This window comes from Shewanella sp. 5S214, from assembly GCF_041439795.1.
In the GTDB taxonomy this organism is placed as follows: Bacteria; Pseudomonadota; Gammaproteobacteria; order Enterobacterales; family Shewanellaceae; genus Shewanella; species Shewanella vesiculosa.
In genome coordinates this window covers 43,745-66,083 of sequence record NZ_JBGOOV010000022.1, presented here as the reverse complement: position 1 = coordinate 66,083, position 22,339 = coordinate 43,745, and the positions used below count along the sequence as shown (strand labels likewise).

Genomic DNA, 22,339 nt, shown 5'->3' with positions numbered 1-22,339 from the left:
CTCCTTAATCTTTACGGAACATCTTCAGCATACGCTGAGTGACGGTAAACCCGCCAAAGATGTTGATACTGGCAATAAGCACCGCGACAAACGCAAGCGCCGTGACTAATGCTGAACCTTGACCTATTTGCAATAACGCCCCGACCACAATAATGCCTGAAATCGCATTAGTGACCGACATTAACGGCGTATGCAATGAGTGCGACACATTCCACACCACGTAATAACCCACCACACAGGCTAGGATGAACACGGTGAAATGCGACAAGAACTCAGCGGGGGCAACCGAAGCGACTGCTGCAAAGCCGGCAAGACCTAACACACCTAAAATGTATTTAAGTTTTGACGGTGCCTTGTCGACTTTCGCCGCTTTAGGCTCGATGCTGGCAGCTGGTTTTTGCGGCGCGGCAGACACTGAAATCGCTGGTGGTGGGAAAGTAATTTCGCCGCCACGGGTCACGGTCATATTGCGCATTACTACATCATCAAAATCGAGTACTGCGTTACCGTCCTTGGCTTTACACATTAGCTTCATCAAGTTGACTAAGTTAGTGCCATAAAGTTGTGACGATTGCGCCGGTAAACGACCTGGCAGGTCGGTATAACCTAATACCTTGACGCCGTTGTCAGTAATAAAGCGCTCACCAGTGACGGTATATTCACAGTTACCGCCCGTGGCTGCCGCTAAATCAACAATCACTGAGCCAGGTTTCATGGTATCGACCATGTCTTTGGTGATCAGTTTTGGCGCCGGGCGACCCGGAATTAATGCGGTGGTGATAATAATATCGACATCTTTAGCTTGTTCGGCAAAGAGCGCCATTTCAGCGGCTATAAATTCTTCTGACATCACTTTTGCGTAGCCGTCTGACGATCCGCCTTCTTTATTTTCAAATTCAAGCTTTAAGAAACTGCCGCCCATTGACTCAATTTGCTCAGCCACTTCAAGGCGAGTATCAAATGCGCGTACTATGGCGCCTAGCGAGCCTGCAGTGCCAATAGCGGCAAGACCGGCTACACCAGCACCAATAACTAATACTTTGGCTGGTGGGACTTTACCTGCGGCGGTAATTTGCCCAGTAAAGAAACGACCAAACTCGTGAGCGGCTTCGATCACCGCGCGATAACCACCAATGTTGGCCATCGATGATAAAGCATCGAGTGATTGTGCGCGTGAGATACGCGGCACCATGTCCATCGCCATCACAGTAATATTGTGACTTGACAGTTTTTCAACAAGCTCAGGGTTTTGTGCTGGCCAAATAAAACTTACCAGGGTAGTGCCTGGCTTCATTTGAGCGATTTCTTCATCACTTGGCGCATTGACTTTAAAAATAAAGTCCGCTTGATAGACGCTGTCGACAACATCTGCCCCAGCGGCTTCAAATGCAGCATTATCGAAGCTTGATTTCACACCTGCCTGTGCTTCAATTGCCACACTAAAGCCGAGTTTTATTAGTTGTATCACAGTGGCTGGAGTCGCGGCGACTCGAGTTTCACCTTCGATACTTTCTCTCGGTATTCCAATCTGCATGACTGTTTCCTGATGGTTGATAAAAAGACCGTCTATTGTTGTTCCCCACCAATAGACCATTCCGTTTGAGTATTACAGCCTAACATGGACACTTTAATGATAGAAAAAGTGCAGCATGTAAACATTGAAGTCGGGTAAACTATTTAATCAATGGCTTTACGCTGACATAGTTACATTGTATTTGCACGTCGTTTTACTCAGAGAACAATCAAGCTGAACATTATTCATCAGTTAATTGAACCTCCTAGCTTGCGACAGGAAGCGTGTTCGGTACAAGTGCCTTTGGGCTAATTACTTGGTTTTAAATAGACGTAATTTAAAAACTTTTAACTGCGCCACACTTTTGTAGCTTAAAAAAACAACTTTGCATATTCCTAAATGGAATAAAAAATTATCTTTTATTCTTTTTTTGTTTTGATACTCAGGAGTAAGCTGTTCCACATTACACTGTTATAAGGCCGTCTTATGTTGTTAAAAGAACTTTCAGCTTTAGCTTCGCCTTTGTCTCAAGGACAAATCGATAAGCTAAAACAACTCACATCAGAATTATCTTCAGTTCAGCTCGCATGGGTCAGCGGTTATCTAGCGGCGAGTGCTAATCATGGTCAAAGCGGTGTCGAGACGACAGCAGAGACAAGTACAGCCCCAACAGTTACGATTTTATACGGTAGCCAAACGGGTAACGGCCGTGGTGTTGCCAAAGAGTTAGCGGCTAAAGCGCAGGCGCAAGGTTATGCGGTTAATTTGACATCAATGGGTGAATACAATGTGCGTCAGTTAAAGCAAGAAACCATCTTGCTATTAGTTGTCAGCACTCATGGTGAAGGTGAAGCGCCTGATGATGCCATTGAGTTACACAAGTTTTTAGCTTCAAAGCGTGCCCCTAAATTAGATAAGCTACATTATTCTGTGTTAGCGCTAGGTGATTCAAGCTATGAGTTTTTCTGCCAAACAGGTAAAGACTTTGATGCGCGTTTAAGTGCATTAGGGGCAACATCATTATTACCTTTGGTAGAATGTGATGTTGACTATGAAGATATTTCACAACAATGGCAGGACAGTGTTGTCGAAACTGTTAAGCCGTACATTCAAGCCTCAAGTGCAAATGTGGTGTCAATTGGTGCCGCATCTGTTACGGGTGAAAGTGAATACACCAAGCAAAATCCCTATACCGCTGAAGTATTGGTAAGCCAAAAAATTACTGGTCGAGGTTCTGATCGTGATGTACGCCATGTTGAAATTGACTTAGGCGAGTCGGGATTAACTTATCAAGTCGGCGATGCGTTAGGTGTGTGGTTTAGCAATAACGAAGTACTTGTTGATGAAGTGATCGCCGCGCTCGGTTTAGCTGCAGACGATAATGTCACAGTGTCGAAAGAGTCACTATCATTAAAAGCTGCGTTAACCGATAAGAAAGAATTAACTCAGTTATACCCAGGCTTAGTGAAAACATGGGCTGAGTTGAGTGGTAATGCACAACTTGCTGCCATTTGTGAAGACAAAGAACACATCAGACAATTTATTATTAAACATCAATTTGCCGATTTAGTGGCTGCTTATCCGGCAAAGGTAAGCGCGACACAGTTAGTTGATATGTTGCGCCCAATCACGCCACGCTTATATTCAATTGCCTCTAGCCAAGCCGAAGTGGAAGCAGAAGTACACTTAACGGTCGCGTTGGTTGAAGACGAACGTCAAGGCCAAGCTCGTTTTGGTGGGGCATCGCATTTCTTAGCCTCGGCTGAAGAAGGCCAACACGTTAAAGTCTATGTTGAGTCTAATAACCATTTCCGTTTACCCGAAAATCCAAACACACCAGTGATCATGGTGGGTCCTGGTACTGGTGTTGCGCCTTTCCGCGCCTTTATGCAGCAACGTGCTGCTGACGGCACCTCGGGTGATAGCTGGTTATTCTTTGGTAACCCGCATTTTGAACAAGATTTCTTGTACCAAGTTGAGTGGCAGCAGTATCTTAAAAATGGCGATTTATCGCGTTTAGATGTGGCTTTCTCACGCGATCAAGCTCATAAAGTGTATGTTCAGCATCGCATTGTAGAACAAGCCGAAACGTTGTGGCAGTGGCTACAAAATGGCGCCCATGTGTATATCTGTGGTGATGCAGAACGTATGGCAAAAGATGTCCATCAAGCATTAGTCAATATTGCGGTTGAACAGGGTGGCTTAAGTGCTGATGACGCAGAAGCTTACTTTGAAACACTACGTAGTGAAAAACGCTACCAAAAAGACGTGTACTAAATTCGACCTCGGTTGTTAGCACAAATCTAGCAACCCAATCGCACTACTGAATTGAACAGAATTAAGAGAGGCCTAGGCCATGAGTGAGCAAAAGTTAGCGTTAAACGAATACTTAAAAATCGACAGTGATTATTTACGCGGTGATATCCAAGAGGGTTTAGATACCCAAGTAACAGGATCGTTTAGTGATGGCGATCAGCAGTTGATCAAATTCCACGGTTTTTATCAGCAAGACGATCGCGATTTACGTAATGAACGTAAAGAGCAAAAGTTAGAGCCATTGCATAGCTTTATGCTTCGAGCACGGGTACCTGGTGGTATCTGTACCCCAGCACAATGGTTAGAAGTGGATAAAATTTCATCTACGCTAACCACCTCAAACAGCATTCGTTTAACCACGCGTCAAACGTTTCAGTACCACGGCATTCCTAAGCGTAATCTAAAAACCTTGATCCAAGGTCTTGATCGCGCAGCACTTGATTCTATTGCTGCTTGTGGTGATGTAAACCGTAACGTGATGTGTAACCCAAACCCGGTTGAGTCTAAACTGCATGAGCAAGCATATGCGGTGGCAAAGCATTTATCGGATCATCTATTACCACATACTCGCGCTTATGCTGAAATTTGGTTAGATGAAGAGAAGCTATTAGGTACCGAAACCGTTGAACCTGTTTACGGCAAAACCTATTTGCCACGTAAATTTAAAATGGCTGTCGCCGTTCCGCCACATAATGATGTTGATGTATACACCAATGACCTTGGTTTTATTGCGGTAGCAGAAGCGGGTGAATTGGTTGGTTTCAACTTGGTTGCAGGCGGCGGCATGGGCTCTACCCACGGTGAAGTTGAAACCTTCCCACGCTTAGCTGACGATTTTGGCTTTATTAAAACTGAGGATGTGACTAAGTTTGCCGAAGCGGTAATGACAGTTCAGCGTGACTGGGGTAACCGTGTTGTCCGTAAACGTGCGCGTTTGAAGTACACCATTGTTGACCACGGATATGATGCCTTTAAAGCGGAAGTGGAAAAGCGTGCTGGGGTTAACTTTGAGCCAAAGCGTGATGTGATCATTGGTGATCGCGGCGATCGTTATGGCTGGGTTGAAGGTATCGATAACAAGTTCCACTTAACTTTATTTATTGAAAGCGGCCGTATTAAAGACATGCCTGGCCAAACCTTGCAAACGGGTTTACGTGAAATTGCTAAAATCCATAAAGGCGATTTTCGCATGACATCTAATCAAAACATGATTATTGCGGGTGTTGCGGCAGAAGATAAAGCCGAAATTGAAGGTCTAGCGCGCAAGCACGGCTTATTAGGTCAAGTGTTAAGTGGTACACGCGGTCATTCAATTGCCTGTGTGGCATTACCAACTTGCCCATTAGCGATGGCTGAAGCTGAGCGTTACTTCCCTGAGTTTATTGATCATATCGATGCACTACAGGCGAAACATGGCATTAGTGAGCAATCAATTGTGGTGCGTATGACGGGCTGTCCAAACGGTTGTGCTCGTCCATTTGCCGCCGAAATTGGCTTAGTGGGTAAAGCTCCAGGACGTTATAACTTGTATTTAGGTGCCAGCTTTGAAGGTACGCGGTTAAATAAAATGCATAAAGAAAACATTCAAGAAGCTGAAATTTTAGCTGAATTGGATGGCTTGTTTGGCCGTTACGCCACCGAACGTGATGCTGGCGAAACCTTTGGTAACTTCACTGTGCGCATTGGCGTAGTGAAGGCGGTTAATGACGCCGCTAAGGATTTTCATGCGTAATGACGTGGTAACGACTGCATCAACAAGTGCAGCCGTCGATCATTCTATCACTCCGGCTCAATTGCAGGCGTTGTTATCAGCGCCTAAAGCTGAGCAAACTGCAGCGCTAGAAAGGATTAACCAGTTTTTAGCAGGCTTAACGGCGCAGCAGCGAGTGGCTTGGGGCTTAGCCTACCTACCTGGTGAGCATGCGCTATCGTCTAGCTTTGGTATTCAAGGTGCAGTGATGCTGCACATGGTGACTCAGGCGCAAAGTGATATTCCAGTAATTTTAACTGACACGGGTTATTTATTTGCTGAGACTTATCAATTTATTGACCAGTTAACTGAGCGCTTAAACCTGAATCTTAAAGTGTACCAAGCGGGCCAAACCCAGGCGTGGCAAGAAGCGCGTTTTGGTAAGCTGTGGCAGCAGGGGATTGATGGGTTGGAGAAATATAACCGCATCAATAAAGTTGAGCCAATGCAGCGTGCATTAGCTGAACTCAATGTTGGCACTTGGTTTGCGGGCTTACGCCGCAGTCAATCTAGTACCCGTGAAGCCTTGCCGATTTTGGCCATTAGCGGTAAACGCTTTAAGTTATTGCCTATTATTGAGTGGAGCAATAAAGATGTGCACCTATATTTAACCGAGCATGACTTGCCATATCATCCATTGTGGGAACAAGGCTATGTGTCGGTTGGAGATACTCACTCAAGTAAGCCGCTGGAGTTAGGCATGTCTGAAGAAGACACGCGCTTTAATGGTTTACAGCGTGAATGTGGTTTGCACTTCGATATTTAGGCTTAAGCTATTTACCGTAGAGTATTGCATTCATCCGCAGTCAAATGCAGATGAATGTGTTTACTCTTTGCAGTGCTGCTAGGTTACTCTTTCTGTTAATGAGCTTCTGTTTAACAAGGCGTATTTCGTAAGCCGATTTTCAATCATTTATAAGATTGAACTTTGTTGCAATCTACTCTTATTTCATCACATGGTAATAGGTTATCGCCACAATATGACTGGTGCGATTGATGCTGTTTTGGGCGATGGTATACACAGTATTTTCGCTAATTGAGTAATTTACTTAGCATGAATAAAAAAGAATTAAATTTTATTTAAATTTTCATGCATCCGCGCCGATAGTAGTCTAGATTTAGAAGTCCCCGTAGATGGTTTTTGTTGACGTTTTGGGATTGTTTTTGCAATCCACGTACCTTCAAAAGCTTCGCTCGCATCCTCGAGCACATTGATTGACTTGTTAGCGTATAAGCAATCGATTAGGTTGTTCCCGATAACTCTCTATTGAAGAGTTATCGGGAAAACCGACTTTTAATTTATCATCTGCTTACTGTTTTTTACGCCCCCTCGTCATGACTAAACTTGTGCTATTGACTTCTAAACTTGGCAGCATAATGTCGTGCTTTGATAGTGCGATATTCGTTTTTGCTGCATAAGTCGTATGCAATAAGGTAAGGTTTAATGCGTTTGTTAACATTTAGTGCTAAATTATTCCGCAGTTTATCGGTGGAATCGATAATACGTATCTCAAAAGATAACAAATTTTCAAATGCTAACTCATTTCAAGGAAGAGTTAACAATAATATAAATTGGAGTTTATAAATGAATAAAATGGCAATTGCTGCTGTGGTATTGGCTGTTGGTGCTGGTGGATATCTTTTGTCACAACAAGGGACGTCAGTGGTTAAAAACGACCCCATGTTGGACTATATCCCTGCTGATACATTAGCGTTTTCTGGGCAGCTGGTTCCATTTCCGTTAAAAGATTATTTGTATAGCATTGCAGGTAATTATCAAGCTTATGACGTTGATAAAATGCTGCCGTTAGATGAGAATTCATCAGCAAAAGAGCGCTTTTTTGTCAGTTTATACAAGCAATACATGAGCGTATTGTCTGAACCAGAAACCTTGCTATCGACTTACGGTTTACCCGATACCATTCAGAGTTATTTTTATACCTTAGGCGCATTGCCGGTAATGAAAATTGAGTTGAGTAATCCTGCAGCATTTTGGGCGGAACTTGATCGCGCCGAGCAGGAAAGTGGCTTAACTCACACTGTAGGTCAGTCTGGTTCTGTTGAGTATCGTGGGTATGCATTAACCAATGCAGATGATGAAGAACACATAGATATCGTCTTTGCTGTTAAAGATAACTGGTTAACCGTGACATTGAATACGTCATTTAACCAAGCGGAATTACTTGAAACTGCATTGGGTGAAAAGAAAGTTGAACATCCAATTAGTGCAACGACCATATTGCAAGACATCGCGAATGCACATGGTTTTATGCAAGACAGCATAAGCTTTATTAACCATGTTGAACTGGTTAAAGGTCTGACATCAACAGACGGTAACATGCTAGCCAAGCAAATGACCAAAATGATTGAAATTGAGGGCGAAGATCCTTTTGCTGAACTGAAAACACCTGTGTGTCAAACTGAGTTAAATGGCATAGCAGCTAACTGGCCGCGCAGTGTTATGGGATTAAACTCATATTCGATTAGTCGTGAAGAAAGCAACATTGACGCCTCTATGGTGTTTGAGAGTAACAACCAAGTCATCCTGTCGGCATTAAATAAAATGCGTGGCTTTGTGCCATCATTTACCACTAAAGGTCATGACAACATCTTATCGGTTGCGCTGGGGGTTGATGTTAATCAACTGGCACCAGCATTGAATGAGGTGTGGACCGATTTACAAACTCCGCAATATCAGTGTGCTGCGTTGGCTCAAATGCAATTACAGTTGAGCGAGTTAAATCCTGCTATGTTGGGAATGATGACAGGTATGGCTAATGGCGTTAAAGGCATTAGTGTGACACTTGCCGATTACAAGTTAGCTGATAATAATGGCCAACCTAGCTTTGAAACGTTAGATGCATTAATCAGTGTCTCGGCTGAAAAACCGATGATGTTAGTCGACATGCTTAAGCCATTTTATCCGCCTCTTGCGAATATCGACTTAAAAGATAACGGCGATCCGGTTGATATTACCCCAATGCTGATGTTACCTCCTGAACTTGGTGTGAGCGCTAAATTAGCCATCAAGGGCAATCATTTAGTGGCTTATACTGGCGACAGAGGCACAGAACTTGCTGATTTAATGTATAAGCAATCGCTTGAGTCTAACGGATTCTTTAACATGGCGGTTGATTATCAGAAAATGTTTGCCCCGTTAGTTGATATGGTCGAAATGAGTGGCGAACCAATGCCAGAAGAAATGCTTATGTTAAAAGACTACAACATGCGTTTACAGATGTCGGTAGACTTTACTGATAAAGGCTTAGTCATTGGTTCTAAGGTCAACAGTAAAGCCAATACAAAATAAGGTCACTTGGTGATTTCAACAAATTGGTAATAAAAAAGGTGACCCATGTGGTCACCTTTTTGATATTGAGTGGCAGTGTTACAACAAATCGTTTAACGCAATACCGATACCAATTCGCTGATTATGATGGTTATAATCAATTAAGCTTTCACCGTAACCATTAAAATATTGAGTATAAACACGCAAAGTACCAATAATCGGGTAGCTCCAGGTCAATTCAACTGCACCGCGATTATTATCGCGTAAGTTGTTACGCAGTAGCATGGTAAAGCGGTGCTCATCTAAGCCGTATACTCCCGTCAGTTCGAAGTTACCCATGTAACTGCCGATGTCTGGATTGTCATCGCCTTTAGCTGAATTAATGTCTTCTTTTGCATCTTCAGGGATACGCCACCACACTCTAAGTCCGAGAGCGAAAGGACCACGGTCGAATATTGCGCTGCCGTATATTCGGTTCCAGCTGCGCGATAATTGATTGGTTTGACCATTAGACTGATGCACAGCCCCCACACCTAAAAATGAGTTGGTAAAGCCAGCAATTTTCCAATCATTATTAAATAACATAAATACTTCAGGTTCATGATTGGTTTCACGAAATGGCGATGAAGCTTCTTCATTGTAAACTTGCCAATATGATTGATTGGTGTAGGCAAAGAACAAATGGCCATTATCACCAAAAACGTTATACATAATCGGAAACTTAAAACTGATTTGGAACTTTGCTTCTAAGTTATCAATGCTGAAATCTTCATCTGGGTATTTAATTTCAAATGGCAATGAGTTGGTTCTGGTTTGGTAGGTAACAGGAAGTAGATAATTAGCTTTGTGCGGAGTGATCACAAACGGCTTTTCAGATGTTGCCAGCTCTCCTTTTACACGTTCGTCGACTAAAGAATCTTCTGCAAGGGCTATCGAGCTATAACCCCATAACAACAACGAGAGTCCAAGATATTGTGTGCTTTTTATCATTGCATCATCCATAAGCATAATTAATAGTAATTTTAATGTGATTCTTAGTATGAGTATCTTTCGAAGTTCATTGTCATCAATTGCTAGAGATTTGTCGAATTAAGTTAACAATTGTTTTGATTCTAGTGGATCATTTTATACATTTTTGCATATGACATCGATTAAACAGCAAACAAAAAATCTCATATTCTATTTAGTTATAAAAACTAACTATTAACTATTGTATATGGAATATAGAAAACGCTATATTCGATCATGGTCAAATATCTTGAGGTAAATGTGATGGAATTAGTATCTATGCTGGGGCAAAAAGCCAAAGGCAAAGTGTGGTTAGTTGGTGCAGGTCCTGGTGACGTTGAACTGCTAACGCTAAAAGCCTATCGCATCCTAAAGAATGCTGATGCTGTGCTGTATGACGCATTAGTGAGCCAAGATATTTTAGATTTAATCCCTTGTGATGCTGAAAAAATCGCTGTGGGTAAGCGCGCAGGTAAACACAGTGCTGCTCAAGGGGACATTAATCAGCTATTAGTGACGAAAGCGTTTACCCGTAAAAATGTTGTGCGCTTGAAAGGCGGCGATCCGTTTATTTTTGGCCGCGGTGGCGAAGAGTTACAAACCTTAGTGGCAGCGGGTATTGCTTTTGAGGTGGTTCCTGGCATTACTGCGGCCAGCGGCACAGCAGCTTACGCCGGTATTCCCCTAACACATCGTGACTATGCTCAAGGCGTTACCTTTATTACGGGTCACTGCCAGTTAGCGAGCCGCCCGATGGATTGGCAAGGTTATGCTAACTCTAACAACACCTTAGTGGTCTATATGGGGATATTAAACGCTAATATTATCAGTGATGGTTTGATTAATGCTGGCCGCAATGCTGATACGCCAGTAGCGATAGTGTCTAACGCCACCACCTCATCACAACAGCGGTTTATTGGTAAATTAGGTGAGCTGGCACGACTAGCCGCCGATCCTGCCTTGCAGATGCCTGCGCTGATGATTATCGGTGAAGTCGTTGAATTAGCTGACAGCTTGAATTGGTTTGACCCACTTACAGCGCAACAAAAAACAGATTTAGACTCAGTCGCCAAGGCGTTGTAGTCAAATAATTTAACCCGCTGCTTTTTTGCAGCATATTTAGGTAATGGAGAATCATCATGGCAGGCCGTTCGTTAAGCCATTTACAACAACTGGAAGCTGAAAGCATCCAGATTATTCGTGAAGTTGCAGCTGAGTTTGGTAACCCTGTGATGCTTTATTCTATTGGTAAAGATTCATCGGTTATGTTGCATCTTGCGCGTAAGGCATTTTACCCAGGTAAAATTCCATTTCCATTACTGCATGTTGATACCGGTTGGAAATTTAAAGAGATGATCGCGTTTCGTGACGCGCAAGCTAAAGCATTTGGTTTTGAGTTGTTGACTCACACCAATCAAGAAGGCGTTGAACAAGGCGTGGGCCCATTTACCCATGGTAGTGCTAAACATACAGATATCATGAAAACTCAAAGTTTAAAGCAAGCGTTAAATCAGTATGGATTTGATGCTGCTTTTGGCGGTGCTCGTCGTGATGAAGAAAAGTCTCGCGCGAAAGAGCGGGTGTATTCGTTCCGTGACAAACACCACCGCTGGGATCCAAAAAACCAACGTCCAGAGTTATGGCGCACTTATAACGGCGCGGTAAATAAGGGCGAAAGTATTCGTGTGTTCCCATTATCAAACTGGACCGAGCTGGATATTTGGCAATACATCTATCAAGAGAACATCGAAATTGTGCCGTTATATTTTGCTGCGCCTCGTACCGTAGTGAACAAAGGCGGTCAGCTCATTTATAAAGATGACGATCGTATGCCTATTGAAGAGGGTGATGTTGAATCGGTTGAACGAGTTCGTTTTAGAACCTTAGGTTGTTATCCGTTAACCGCGGCGATGCCATCAGAAGCTGATACCTTAGAGAAAATTATTGAAGAGATGCTGTTAACTCGCTCAAGTGAACGTCAAGGGCGCTTAATTGATTCAGACCAAAGTGCATCAATGGAGCAGAAAAAGCGTCAAGGCTATTTCTAAGTCATTGAACAGGGTTATTTTACCTATCCAGCATGCGAACGAATTTGAGTGAGAAAGATTATGGACCAAGCAAAAACTAATACTGACCGCATGGCGGCAGAGATCCAACTACACGGTGTAAAAGAATATTTAGCATTACAGCAGAATAAAGGCTTACTGCGTTTTTTAACTTGTGGCAGTGTCGATGATGGTAAAAGTACCTTAATTGGCCGTTTACTGCATGACAGCGCCCAGATTTATGAAGATCAACTTGCAAGCCTGAAAAGTGATAGCGCTAAAATGGGCACTACTGGTGAAGCTATTGATCTTGCGTTATTGGTAGACGGATTACAGGCTGAGCGTGAGCAAGGCATTACTATCGACGTCGCTTATCGCTATTTTTCCAGTGAAAAACGTAAGTTCATTATTGCTGATACTCCAGGTCATGAACAGTACACGCGTAACATGGCAACGGGTGCATCTACCTGTGACCTAGCGGTTATTTTGGTTGATGCACGTTATGGGGTGCAAACCCAAACTAAACGCCATGCCTTTATTGCCTCTTTATTAGGATTACGTCACTTTGTCGTTGCGGTAAATAAGATGGACTTGGTTGGTTTTGATCAAACTGTGTTTGAAAAAATTCAAGCTGACTTTACTGACTTTGTAAAAGATTTTGGTGATTTAGATATTCACTTCGTGCCGTTATCAGCCTTGAATGGTGACAACGTGGTTAATCGCAGCACTCAGTGTGATTGGTATCAAGGTGGCACATTACTTGAGTTACTTGAAACTATTGATACCCAGCGTGAACTGAGCGAATTACCGGTTCGTTTCCCAGTACAATACGTGTTGCGTCCTAATCTCGATTTTCGTGGTTTCTCGGGCACCTTAGCGTCAGGCATTATCAAAGTGGGTGACGAGCTGGTCGCTCTGCCATCGGGCAAGCGCAGTAAAATTGCGCGTATTGTGACGTTTGACGGTGATTTACCAGAAGCGGTAGCAGGCCAAGCCATTACCATTACCCTTGAAGATGAGATTGATATCTCTCGTGGTGATTTACTGGCTCATCCAGCAACTGCGCCAGACATTGCTAACCATATTGTGGCAGACTTAGTCTGGATGGATGAAAAACCATTACAAATCGGTCAGTTATATGATGTCAAAGTCGCTGGTAAGAAAACTCAAGCTGTGGTGAGTGAGATTGAATACATCACCGATGTGAATACCCTTGAACGCAGTGCAGCATCGACATTAAGCTTAAACACCATTGCACGAGTTAAGTTAGATCTAACTGAATCAATAGTGTTAGATGCTTATAGCCTAGTGCGTGATACAGGTGGCATGATTTTAATTGATCGCCTATCTAATGCCACTGTAGCCGCCGCTATGGTTGTGAGTGGTCATCAAGGTGACAAGCAAAGTCATACTGAGTTTAGTGCATTTGAAGTCGAATTTAATGCGTTAGTACGTAAGCATTATCCACATTGGAACGCGCGCGATATTAGCGTACTTGGAAAATAAATAATGAGCGAAATGTGGTTGTTAGCGATTATCTTGTTAGCACTGGTCGGTGGGCTTCTTGCTGGGCTTGCAAAACCGGCTGCCATGTTTTTCTTCGCTTCATTACTTTGTTATCTGCTCGGGTTAGTTGATTTAACGGTCGCATTGGGTAGCTTTACCAATAACGGACTGATCACTTTAGTGCTGTTGGTGCTTGCCGCTACAGCACTGGAAAAAACCTCATTATTAGGTAAATTAAGCCATGTGATAGGTAAAGGTTCGTTATTTTCTACTCTAGCTAAGTTAGGTGTATCGACAGCCCTGTTGTCATCGTTTACTAACAACACTGCAGTAGTCGCCTCGTTAATTGGTGTGGTGCGCCGTAATCAAGCGCATGCGCCATCTAAGTTGTTACTGCCGTTAAACTACGCAGCCATTTTGGGCGGTACGCTTACGCTCATTGGTACTTCCACCAATTTGATTGTTAACTCCTTTGTTGAAAATGCTGGCCTTGAGCCTCTAGGTTTTTTTGAGTTTTCACAAGTCGGCTCATTAGTGGTCATTAGTGGCTTAATAGTGCTGACCATTATGGCCAACTTTTTACCTGACAGACGTGAAGAAAACGAAGATGAGTCTCTGCCTTATCTGTTGGAAGCGCATGTGGCTAAAACGTCGAGTTTAGTGGGTAAGAGCGTACTCGAAAATCGTCTACGGGCGCTGAAAAAGCTCTATTTAGTTGAATTAGAACGTAGCGGTATACGTATTTGCCCTGTGCCACCACAAATGGTGCTGCAAGCTGATGACGTTTTACGTTTTAGTGGTGCGGTTGAGTCGGTTGAGTTATTGCATCAGTTTGATGGTTTAGAATGGTTCGGTAAGCAGCATGCAAAAGGCCAAAATCTGGTTGAAGCCGTATTAGCGCCATCATCGAGCCTAGTTGGCACAACCTTAAAAGATTCGCGTTTTCGTGAAGTGTTTGATGCAGCCGTAATGGCTATTCGTCGTGGACATTTGCCGTTAAAAGGTGGGCTTGGCGACATAGTGTTACAACCGGGTGATGTATTACTATTAACCCCTGGTGACCGTTTTTCTAAATGTCCTAATTTGACCACCGACTTTGCTGCTATCAGTGGCTTAGAGTTAAGCGTCCGTTTAGATAGTAAGCGCGGTAATTGGGTCTTGATCGGGTTTGCACTCACCATTACGGCGAGTATTTTAGAAGTATTGCCCTTAGCCAAAGGTTTAGTCTTATTGTTACTTAGCTACGTGGCGATTGGCGCAATAACCTTAACTGAGCTTAAACGTCGTTTCCCATTAGAACTCGTGGTGATTGTAGGCAGTGCCTTGGGCTTAGCTAACTTGATGATTACCACAGGCTTAGCAGATGTCATGGCGCAAGCGATGTTAAGTGTGTTTAATGGTTATGGTGTGTTTGCCGCTTTTGTGGGCATTTATCTTATCACCTTAATTGTTACAGAGTTAATTACTAATAATGCCGCCGCAGCACTCGTGTTCCCGGTCGCCTTTGCTGTTGCAACCAGTTTTGGTGTCGATACCCGACCCTTTATTATGGCAGTAGTATTTGGCGCAAGCGCGAGCTTTATTTCGCCTTATGGTTATCAAACCAATCTTATGGTCTTTAATGCTGGTAATTATAAATTCAGTGATTTTGTTCGCTTAGGTTTACCGTTATCAATTGTATATTCCCTAGTGGTTATCTTTTCGATCCCATATTTCTTTCCGTTTTAAAAAGTATTTAGTGTGGTGTCACAACCACTCGATAGGAGTAGTGATGAGCAATATTGTTTGGCATCAACATGCCATTGACCAAGCTGCCCGTGGAGCCCAAAAGGGCCAAAATCCAGTGCTATTATGGTTTACTGGATTATCTGGCTCAGGAAAATCAACCCTTGCAGGCGCATTAGAGCGAGCGTTATTTGAACACGGTTTTCATACCTATTTGCTCGATGGTGATAATGTTCGTCATGGTCTTTGTAAAGACTTAGGTTTTAGCCTTGATGATCGCGATGAGAATTTACGTCGTGTCGGCGAAGTCGCTAAATTGATGGTGGATTCAGGCCTAGTAGTGCTATCGGCATTTATCTCGCCTACCCGTGAAGAGCGTGATCGTGTCCGGGCGTTATTTCCCCAAGGCCAATTTGTTGAAGTGCATGTATCTACTCCATTGAGCGTGTGTGAGTCACGAGACCCTAAAGGGTTATATGCTAAAGCTCGTAAGGGGGAAATTAGTAACTTTACTGGTATTTCATCACCCTACGAAGTGCCAGTATCTGCGGAGCTAACCATAGATACCAGTAAAGGCGATTTAAGCACACAAGTGAATGGTTTGTTGGCTTATTTAAAAGCCATTGAAGTGCTCAACCCAGCAAGACAAATTGCGGGTGCTGGCATTTAAACTGCACTAAATCGACAATTAAATTGATAACCTAATCAATCGACAATAATAAAAAGGGCTGATTATTTTTAATATCAGCCCTTTTTGATATTTATGTCATCACAACTATAACCATTATGAAGAGTCATATTGATAGATTCTCATTCAGGAATAGTTCTCAGCACATTACATAAGGTGTATAGGTTAGTTTAACTAGCTATTTGAGGTAGATTAAACTTTACCTAATCTACGATATAATATCGTTCTAAAGGAATTAGATAAAAATATGGATGTTACATGTCTGCTTATGCCAATCGTGCTATCAATGATTATCAAAGAAAGAAAAAACTTACTAAAGTACTTTCCGAAAATGAATACTAACTGGTACAAATGAACTCGGCTGAATTTATCGAGCTTTATATTAGTCATAAACAAAAACAAGGTATGACTATAGCTGATGCTGTTGAAGATATTGGTATAGTTATCTCTCAGTCATCGCTACTTGGGAAGCAATTTTGGGATAAAAATAATGCAAAAATAAAAAACTGGCAGTGGATTTATCCCTTTGATGACTGATGCCGTAGCCTTGAGTGCTCTAGCTATTGAGATGAAAAGAGGTGGGAGTGCCTTCAGTACTTTTAAAGCGGTAACATATTCAGGTCAGCCTTACATTGTTTTTCAAGGGTATGCCCGTCTAAGAAGAGATTTAACAGGTACTCGTTATTTAGCTAATAATCCTAAAGTAGTCTCATTAGGTATTGGTAAATTGGGTGCTTTAAAATCAATAACCAAAGGCAGTATTCTTACCATACTGATTTCTGGTGCATTTTATTCTTTAGAGCAAATGATGAATGATACGAAAACCTGGCATCATTTTGTTGGTGGGATGGCCGTTGATATTGCAATTGTCTCTGGCAGTTCATTGATTACCTGGGCAGCTATAGGTATTACGGGTACAGCAGCTACATTAACTATTGGTTCAATGCTGGTAATTGTAGTCGTAGGTGTCGTTCTTGCTTTCGTAACGAGTATATTTATTGATACTAATTATTGGTCAGATAAAATCAGTCAATCATTGCTTTTAGCTGAGAAAAACCTTGTTGAAAGTGGGAATAAGTTCGATGTTGAGACTAATCGTTTAATCGATGATTATAACCATGACCCTATTCGTTTTTTATATAAGTTATTTGGGGTCCCTTATTTCCATGGGAGCTTAAGATGAGTCAAAACCCAGATATTATTCACGATGAGTATAGTGATAAAAAAAGACATAAAGTTTTAGCTATATTCTTAATGTTTTTATGCTTTTTAGGTATTTATGGTACTTTTTTAGGATTCATAGAAGAATATAGTATTTTAGAACAGATTAGCAAAAATGCTATTTATGTGGGGCATAGAAGTTTTGCTATCGGCGCATTTTGGTTGGTACCCTTTTTTATTATTTTTTCTTATTTAATGTACTTAAGGTTAGTTAATAAATTGACCATTAAAGCGCAAATTTGGCTGGTTAAAGCTGGCGGGATCGGATTAGTTTCTTGGGTTATAACTTGCAGTGTTTATGGTTTTTGGCTTGATTCGCATCTTAGAATAAATGGTTATACTCATTGTTATTGGTACGATTCTCCTGCCCGAGGCAGCCCAACTATTTGGGTAGAATCGGAGCGTTTTTGTCAGAAAAGGGCATCCAACACTCGGTTGGAATTGTTTAACTATTTTGACCAGCAAGATGCATTAAATCGTAAACCAACAGATAAAGAATTAAATGCAGAGATAAAAAATATTGTTGAAAATAGTGTTTTTTATAAATATCAGAATGATCTACTCTGATATTGTATATATATTATTCTCTACATTGTGAGTCTATTAAATTTTTATATGAGTTATTTGGGGTTCTGTATACTGGAATATACGATTATAAGTAATGGGACATCAGCTTAAAGATGATATTCAATACGTAATGAATAATCTAAGTTATAACAAAGCTACAAATTATTTCTCTATTGATAGTTAATACTTGTCTTAATAGGTATCTACTCCGTTGAGCGTGTATGAGTCACGAGACCCTAAAGGGTTATATGCTAAAGCTCGTAAGGGGGAAATTAGTAACTTTACTGGTATTTCATCACCTTACGAAGTACCAGTATCTGCGGAGCTAACCATAGATACCAGTAAAGGCGATTTAAGCACACAAGTGAATGGTTTGTTGGCTTATTTAAAAGCCATTGAAGTGCTCAACCCAGCAAGACAAATCGCGGGTGCTGGCATTTAAACTGCACTAAATCGACAATTAAATTGATAACCTAATCAATCGACAAAAAAAGGGCTGATTATTCAGCCCTTTTTATTGTTGAGTTGCAGTTAATCTCAACAGTCACGCCTTAAGCTTTGCCGCTCTAAACCAGTACTTGCTTTAATACTCTTTGCCAGTTTCCACCCATAAAACGATCGCGATCAGTGGCTTTAAAACGGGCTTTTTTCAAGGCATCGTCGATACGGCTCATGCGGTCAATATTATTGAGCTCGGGGATAACCACATGCTTTGGCTCAACATCAAACCCTAATACATTTTTGTCTTCTAGGCTGTGCCACCATTCTAAGTATTCTTTTATTCCTTCGCTGTTATCGTTGTCTAACGCTAATAAATTTTCTTGGCCGCGAAGTGGAAAATCATTGGCAATGGCGACACTGTCGAATCCGCCAACTTTAGCAATATAAGCCAGTTGATTGATATAGTCTTCAATCGTGGGTACAGGCTTGTTCGTCAGCCAAAAGCTCATCATAAACACCCCAAAAACACCACCGCTATCGCCAATAGCGCGGATCACTTCATCAGGTGAGCAGCGGGCATTGTTTACAATCGCGCGCGCAGCACCATGGCTTTGGATAATAGGAGATTGACTGGCTTTAACAGTATCAAGGGCTGTTTGAGCACTAGAGTGACTGACATCGATAAGAATATTTTTACGATTCAGCTCTGTTATCAGCTCTTTGCCTGCAGATGTTAATGGCATATTTAAACTATTTAAGCCGTTATTATCTAAGGCACCACCAGCATAACGATTACCATAATGGTGTGTCAGTTGCAGTACCCGTAAACCCTGTTGATGTAAATTGTCTAATTGCCGCCATTCATTGCTTAAACCATCATCTTCAACACAATCAGCCCCTTGAATTTGAAAAAACACCGCTGTTTTTTGTTGCGTTCTGGCTTTACTTATATCTGTCCCTGTAAGTCCTTGCAGATACACATCGGGATTCGCTATGACTGAGTCTGCCGCTTGTTTAATGCTGTTGATGCAGGCTTGATAAGTGCGTTTATAGTTTTTAGTGCCATCGGCTTGTTCAATGGTTTCTACTGCTGAAATATCGGCAATAAAGGCATCGAGTTTTGAGGCCTTTACATCATTGATGTCGGTAGGTAAAAAAGATAACCCATCTACGTATAAACGGTGTGGTTTAGCTGCCCATGCTGGAAAGGAGCTTAAAGGGCTTAATAATGTGGCTGCTCCAAGGCCTTTTAAGATATGACGGCGAGCTTGGTTACAGACTTTTTGAGGCATTATTATTCCTTAGTGCTGGCGAGTGTTTCAGGTGCCAACATCGTGTGTATAGGCCACGATGGCCTGCGCTAATGCAGTTAAACCATTAGTACGAGATGGACTTAATTGGCCACTGATTCCAAGGTGGGCAAAATACTGGTTTACATCAAATTGTTGTATTTGCTCTGCGGTTTTACCTTGGCAAGCAACCAGTAATAATCCCATTAAGCCTTTTACGATACGAGCATCGCTATCGGCGATATAAAAATGCTGCTCGTTTAACCTGTAATGGTACAACCAGGCTTGGCTTTCACAGCCTTTTACTTGTGCGTCTTGGTGCTTAAATTCTGCCGCTAATGGCGGTATTAATTTACCGAGTAACATAATTTGGCGATATTTATCTTGCCAGTTATTCGCTTGCTCAATGAGGTTAACAGCATCAACTAATTCATCTGATAATGGTAAAAATAACTGCGCTGAAGGTGTGGTGCTTGGGTTTAACATGGTAATTCAATTAACCTCGGCTGTAGATAAAAGATGCGTTAGGAGCAGCATGTTGTGCCTTATGGCTATAACAATAACTCTTTTACAGTATTAAGTGCATGAATAAATTGATCAACATCCTGCTTATTAGTATAGATGCCAATCGATGCTCGGCAACATCCATTTAAATTAAGGCTCGCCATTAGCGGCATGGCACAATGATGACCACAGCGGACCGCAACAGCTTGTTGATCGAGTAAAATCCCCACATCTTGATGGTGTTCACCTTGTAAATTAAAAGCCACAGCACCCACATTGATAGGGGCAATACCATACAATTCAATATCGCCCAGCTTTTGTAATTGTTGCTGTAAGTATTGCATCAATTGTTGTTCATGTGCGAGCAGTTGTTCGCGCGGCAATTGGAGCAAAAAGCTGATGGCGGCCCCGAGACCTATCACTTCAGCAATGGCTGGAGTGCCAGCTTCAAGGCGATTAGGTAGTGCACCAAATACAGTACGATTAAAGCTCACTGTTTTGATCATTTCGCCACCAGTGAGCATTGGAGTTAGTTGATCGAGTTGTTTATAGCGACCATATAAAATCCCCACACCGGTTGGACCATACATTTTATGGCCAGAAAACACATAAAAGTCACAATCAATCTGTTGTACATCCACCGATAAATGGGCAACTGCCTGAGCACCATCCACTAAGGTTAAGGCACCAACAGCTTTGGCTTTGGCGACGAGCTCATTGATCGGGTTTACTGTGCCTAGTGCATTTGATACATGGCAGATGGCGACGACTTTAGGCTTAAGCAGCAATAGTTGCTCAAATGCTGTTATATCAAGTTGGGCATCTGCGGTGAGTGGTATCGGTTTAATTACTGCACCTGTACGCTTTGCCAGTTCTTGCCAAGGCACGATATTGGCGTGGTGAGCTGCAGTATCAATTAAAATGACATCATTCGCTTTTATCTGTGACGTCAGCCCAAAGGCCACCATATTGATCGATTCAGTGGTGCCGTGGGTGAAAATAACTTCTTGAGATTGCGATGCATTAATGAAGTCGGTTACTTGCAAACGTACGGCTTCATATTGCTGAGTCGCTCTTGCCGACAATTGATGAGCCGCGCGGTGCACATTGGCATTATTGAATTGGTAATACTCGTTCATCGCGTCAATCACCACTTGGGGTTTTTGACTGGTTGCCGCTGTGTCTAAGTAGCACAAAGGATGATCGCCAATGGTCTGTTTTAGCGCTGGGAATTGATCGCGTAACGCTTGATGATCAAATAAAACAACAGACGAGGCAAGCTTCATAAATAGGGGTTTCTATATTGAAAATAAAAGGCATCAAGATCTTCAGTGATCTTGATGCCTAATGCAAGGTTTTGTGGCAATAAGCTCAATATCGCATTTGCGCTTAGGCTAATAAACTTAAGGGCAAGGGAAGCGATATAAAGCCGATAGTTCATTAATTCTGCCCATCAACTCTGCCGATAAGCTCACCTTGTGGCTGTCGATATTTTGCTTTAGCTGATGTAAATCAGTGGCGCCAATAATATTAGAGGCGACAAATTTGCGGCTATTCACAAATGCCAAGGCCATCTCGGTAGGTGTTAACCCAAACTCACGAGCTAAATCGATATAAGCCTGTGTGGCTTCTAGCGCCATAGGGGTACTGTTATAGCGGGCAAAACGTTTAAATAAAGTCAGGCGTGCACCTTCTGGCCACTGATTATTTTCATATTTACCGGTTAATGCGCCAAAGGCTAAAGGTGAATAGGCTAATAACGGCACATCTTCACGATGACTAATTTCAGACATCGCGATTTCGTAACTACGATTAAGCAAGTTATAAGGGTTTTGCACGCTGATAATACGGGGTAAATCATGCTTTTCGGCTAATTTTAGGTATTTCATAAATCCCCAAGGGGTTTCATTTGAAATACCGATATAACGCACTTTACCTTGCTTAATTATTTCAGCTAAGGCTTCAAGGGTGTTTAAAATAGGAGTGTAATGTTCTTCTTTGTCATGCTCATACATCATTTCGCCGAAAAAATTAGTGTTTCTATCCGGCCAATGTAGTTGATATAAATCGATAGTGTCGATTTGCAAGCGTGATAATGAATCATCAACAGCTTGATGAATATTGCGCCAATCGAGTGCCATATCACTGCGGATATAATCACTTTTACCACCTGGTGCGGCTATTTTAGTCGCAATCACTAAATTATCACGGTTGCCCTGGGCTTTGAGGTAGTTACCTAAAATTCGTTCAGTGTCGCCCTGAGTTTCAGCTTTAGGCGGTACAGGGTACATTTCTGCGGTATCAATAAAGTTAATACCTTGTCCAATAGCATAATCGAGTTGAGCAAAAGCTTCTGCTTGAGTATTTTGTTCACCCCAAGTCATGGTGCCGAGACAGATCTTACTGACCTCAAGGCTAGAATGTGCGATACGTTGATATTCCATTTCATCCTCCTATGGAATGTGCTTAATCTGAGG

The 22,339-nt window shown here is 42.2% G+C and carries 18 protein-coding genes and 1 pseudogene; 13 read left to right on the top strand and 6 right to left on the bottom strand.

The genetic code is table 11. From position 1 onward, the window contains the following. Positions 1 to 4: 4 nt before the first annotated feature. Positions 5 to 1,534: a Re/Si-specific NAD(P)(+) transhydrogenase subunit alpha gene (locus ACED29_RS14890; protein ID WP_124015425.1), complete on the bottom strand. Its 1,530-nt coding sequence runs from the start codon at positions 1,532 to 1,534 to the stop codon at positions 5 to 7. 465 nt (positions 1,535 to 1,999) lie between these two features. Here ACED29_RS14890 and ACED29_RS14885 point away from each other — a divergent pair, with 465 nt between their 5' ends. From ACED29_RS14885 to ACED29_RS14870, 4 genes are all read left to right on the top strand, one after another. Then, on the top strand, positions 2,000 to 3,790 hold the full coding sequence (locus tag ACED29_RS14885; RefSeq protein ID WP_371697980.1) for an assimilatory sulfite reductase (NADPH) flavoprotein subunit: 1,791 nt from the start codon (positions 2,000 to 2,002) through the stop codon (positions 3,788 to 3,790). A gap of 79 nt (positions 3,791 to 3,869) precedes the next feature. Then, entirely contained in the window at positions 3,870 to 5,561 is a 1,692-nt protein-coding gene (gene cysI / locus ACED29_RS14880; RefSeq protein ID WP_182697590.1) for an assimilatory sulfite reductase (NADPH) hemoprotein subunit, read from the top strand. Then, complete coding sequence (locus ACED29_RS14875) at positions 5,554 to 6,345, top strand: phosphoadenylyl-sulfate reductase (protein WP_182741103.1); 792 nt, start codon at positions 5,554 to 5,556, stop codon at positions 6,343 to 6,345. The genes cysI and ACED29_RS14875 overlap by 8 nt, the downstream gene beginning before the upstream one ends. Positions 6,346 to 7,164: 819 nt before the next feature. Beyond that, the gene (locus tag ACED29_RS14870; protein WP_124015429.1) at positions 7,165 to 8,889 is read left to right on the top strand and encodes a hypothetical protein; all 1,725 of its coding nucleotides are present in this window, start codon (positions 7,165 to 7,167) and stop codon (positions 8,887 to 8,889) included. 78 nt (positions 8,890 to 8,967) lie between these two features. Here the strand turns inward: ACED29_RS14870 and ACED29_RS14865 are convergent, their stop codons facing one another. Next, the gene (locus tag ACED29_RS14865) at positions 8,968 to 9,858 is read right to left on the bottom strand and encodes a phospholipase A (RefSeq protein ID WP_235781606.1); all 891 of its coding nucleotides are present in this window, start codon (positions 9,856 to 9,858) and stop codon (positions 8,968 to 8,970) included. A gap of 282 nt (positions 9,859 to 10,140) precedes the next feature. On the opposite strand from ACED29_RS14865, the gene cobA reads away from it, so the two are divergent. The 9 genes and pseudogenes from cobA to ACED29_RS14820 all read left to right on the top strand — a co-directional run. Then, a complete protein-coding gene (gene cobA / locus ACED29_RS14860) occupies positions 10,141 to 10,959 on the top strand; it encodes a uroporphyrinogen-III C-methyltransferase (RefSeq protein WP_371697979.1) in 819 nt (272 codons plus the stop codon). 56 nt (positions 10,960 to 11,015) lie between these two features. Beyond that, the gene (gene cysD / locus ACED29_RS14855; protein WP_124015432.1) at positions 11,016 to 11,924 is read left to right on the top strand and encodes a sulfate adenylyltransferase subunit CysD; all 909 of its coding nucleotides are present in this window, start codon (positions 11,016 to 11,018) and stop codon (positions 11,922 to 11,924) included. Between the two features lie 60 nt (positions 11,925 to 11,984). Next, positions 11,985 to 13,427, top strand: a complete 1,443-nt coding sequence (cysN, locus tag ACED29_RS14850; RefSeq protein WP_371697978.1) for a sulfate adenylyltransferase subunit CysN — start codon at positions 11,985 to 11,987, stop codon at positions 13,425 to 13,427. A 3-nt stretch (positions 13,428 to 13,430) separates the two neighbouring features. Continuing rightward, positions 13,431 to 15,155, top strand: coding sequence for an SLC13 family permease (locus tag ACED29_RS14845; RefSeq protein WP_182697584.1), 1,725 nt, complete (start codon positions 13,431 to 13,433; stop codon positions 15,153 to 15,155). Positions 15,156 to 15,198: 43 nt separating this feature from the next. After that, positions 15,199 to 15,822, top strand: coding sequence for an adenylyl-sulfate kinase (gene cysC, locus ACED29_RS14840; RefSeq protein WP_124015435.1), 624 nt, complete (start codon positions 15,199 to 15,201; stop codon positions 15,820 to 15,822). Between the two features lie 369 nt (positions 15,823 to 16,191). Next, entirely contained in the window at positions 16,192 to 16,377 is a 186-nt protein-coding gene (locus ACED29_RS14835) for a hypothetical protein (protein ID WP_371697977.1), read from the top strand. After that, positions 16,370 to 17,023: a hypothetical protein gene (locus ACED29_RS14830; RefSeq protein WP_371697976.1), complete on the top strand. Its 654-nt coding sequence runs from the start codon at positions 16,370 to 16,372 to the stop codon at positions 17,021 to 17,023. Before ACED29_RS14835 ends, ACED29_RS14830 begins: the two co-directional genes overlap by 8 nt. Beyond that, a complete protein-coding gene (locus tag ACED29_RS14825) occupies positions 17,020 to 17,628 on the top strand; it encodes a hypothetical protein (RefSeq protein WP_371697975.1) in 609 nt (202 codons plus the stop codon). The genes ACED29_RS14830 and ACED29_RS14825 overlap by 4 nt, the downstream gene beginning before the upstream one ends. A 199-nt stretch (positions 17,629 to 17,827) precedes the next feature. Then, positions 17,828 to 18,070, top strand: a pseudogene (locus ACED29_RS14820) (adenylyl-sulfate kinase); the annotation flags it as partial. A gap of 124 nt (positions 18,071 to 18,194) precedes the next feature. Here ACED29_RS14820 and ACED29_RS14815 read toward each other — a convergent pair. The 4 genes from ACED29_RS14815 to ACED29_RS14800 all read right to left on the bottom strand — a co-directional run bounded on the left by ACED29_RS14815 (position 18,195) and on the right by ACED29_RS14800 (position 22,306). Beyond that, positions 18,195 to 19,361, bottom strand: a complete 1,167-nt coding sequence (locus ACED29_RS14815; RefSeq protein ID WP_182741100.1) for a membrane dipeptidase — start codon at positions 19,359 to 19,361, stop codon at positions 18,195 to 18,197. A 27-nt stretch (positions 19,362 to 19,388) separates the two neighbouring features. Next, a complete protein-coding gene (locus ACED29_RS14810; RefSeq protein ID WP_371697974.1) occupies positions 19,389 to 19,844 on the bottom strand; it encodes a SufE family protein in 456 nt (151 codons plus the stop codon). Between the two features lie 65 nt (positions 19,845 to 19,909). Then, positions 19,910 to 21,148, bottom strand: a complete 1,239-nt coding sequence (locus tag ACED29_RS14805) for an aminotransferase class V-fold PLP-dependent enzyme (RefSeq protein WP_371697973.1) — start codon at positions 21,146 to 21,148, stop codon at positions 19,910 to 19,912. A gap of 117 nt (positions 21,149 to 21,265) precedes the next feature. Further along, positions 21,266 to 22,306 (bottom strand): NADP(H)-dependent aldo-keto reductase, encoded by a 1,041-nt coding sequence (locus ACED29_RS14800; protein ID WP_182741098.1) that lies wholly within the window; start codon positions 22,304 to 22,306, stop codon positions 21,266 to 21,268. Positions 22,307 to 22,339 lie beyond the last annotated feature (33 nt).

Bases quoted from the DNA above. Each gene is read 5' to 3' on its own strand.
- ACED29_RS14800 (WP_182741098.1), bottom strand. From the start codon at position 22,306: ATGGAATATCAACGTATCGCACATTCTAGCCTTGAGGTCAGTAAGATC.
- cysI (WP_182697590.1), top strand. From the start codon at position 3,870: ATGAGTGAGCAAAAGTTAGCGTTAAACGAATACTTAAAAATCGACAGT.
- ACED29_RS14875 (WP_182741103.1), top strand. From the start codon at position 5,554: ATGCGTAATGACGTGGTAACGACTGCATCAACAAGTGCAGCCGTCGAT.
- ACED29_RS14890 (WP_124015425.1), bottom strand. From the start codon at position 1,534: ATGCAGATTGGAATACCGAGAGAAAGTATCGAAGGTGAAACTCGAGTC.
- ACED29_RS14865 (WP_235781606.1), bottom strand. From the start codon at position 9,858: ATGATAAAAAGCACACAATATCTTGGACTCTCGTTGTTGTTATGGGGT.
- ACED29_RS14825 (WP_371697975.1), top strand. From the start codon at position 17,020: ATGAGTCAAAACCCAGATATTATTCACGATGAGTATAGTGATAAAAAA.
- ACED29_RS14835 (WP_371697977.1), top strand. From the start codon at position 16,192: ATGAACTCGGCTGAATTTATCGAGCTTTATATTAGTCATAAACAAAAA.
- ACED29_RS14830 (WP_371697976.1), top strand. From the start codon at position 16,370: ATGACTGATGCCGTAGCCTTGAGTGCTCTAGCTATTGAGATGAAAAGA.
- ACED29_RS14845 (WP_182697584.1), top strand. From the start codon at position 13,431: ATGAGCGAAATGTGGTTGTTAGCGATTATCTTGTTAGCACTGGTCGGT.
- ACED29_RS14815 (WP_182741100.1), bottom strand. From the start codon at position 19,361: ATGCCTCAAAAAGTCTGTAACCAAGCTCGCCGTCATATCTTAAAAGGC.
- ACED29_RS14870 (WP_124015429.1), top strand. From the start codon at position 7,165: ATGAATAAAATGGCAATTGCTGCTGTGGTATTGGCTGTTGGTGCTGGT.
- cysC (WP_124015435.1), top strand. From the start codon at position 15,199: ATGAGCAATATTGTTTGGCATCAACATGCCATTGACCAAGCTGCCCGT.
- ACED29_RS14885 (WP_371697980.1), top strand. From the start codon at position 2,000: ATGTTGTTAAAAGAACTTTCAGCTTTAGCTTCGCCTTTGTCTCAAGGA.
- cysN (WP_371697978.1), top strand. From the start codon at position 11,985: ATGGACCAAGCAAAAACTAATACTGACCGCATGGCGGCAGAGATCCAA.
- cobA (WP_371697979.1), top strand. From the start codon at position 10,141: ATGGAATTAGTATCTATGCTGGGGCAAAAAGCCAAAGGCAAAGTGTGG.
- ACED29_RS14810 (WP_371697974.1), bottom strand. From the start codon at position 19,844: ATGTTAAACCCAAGCACCACACCTTCAGCGCAGTTATTTTTACCATTA.
- cysD (WP_124015432.1), top strand. From the start codon at position 11,016: ATGGCAGGCCGTTCGTTAAGCCATTTACAACAACTGGAAGCTGAAAGC.
- ACED29_RS14805 (WP_371697973.1), bottom strand. From the start codon at position 21,148: ATGAAGCTTGCCTCGTCTGTTGTTTTATTTGATCATCAAGCGTTACGC.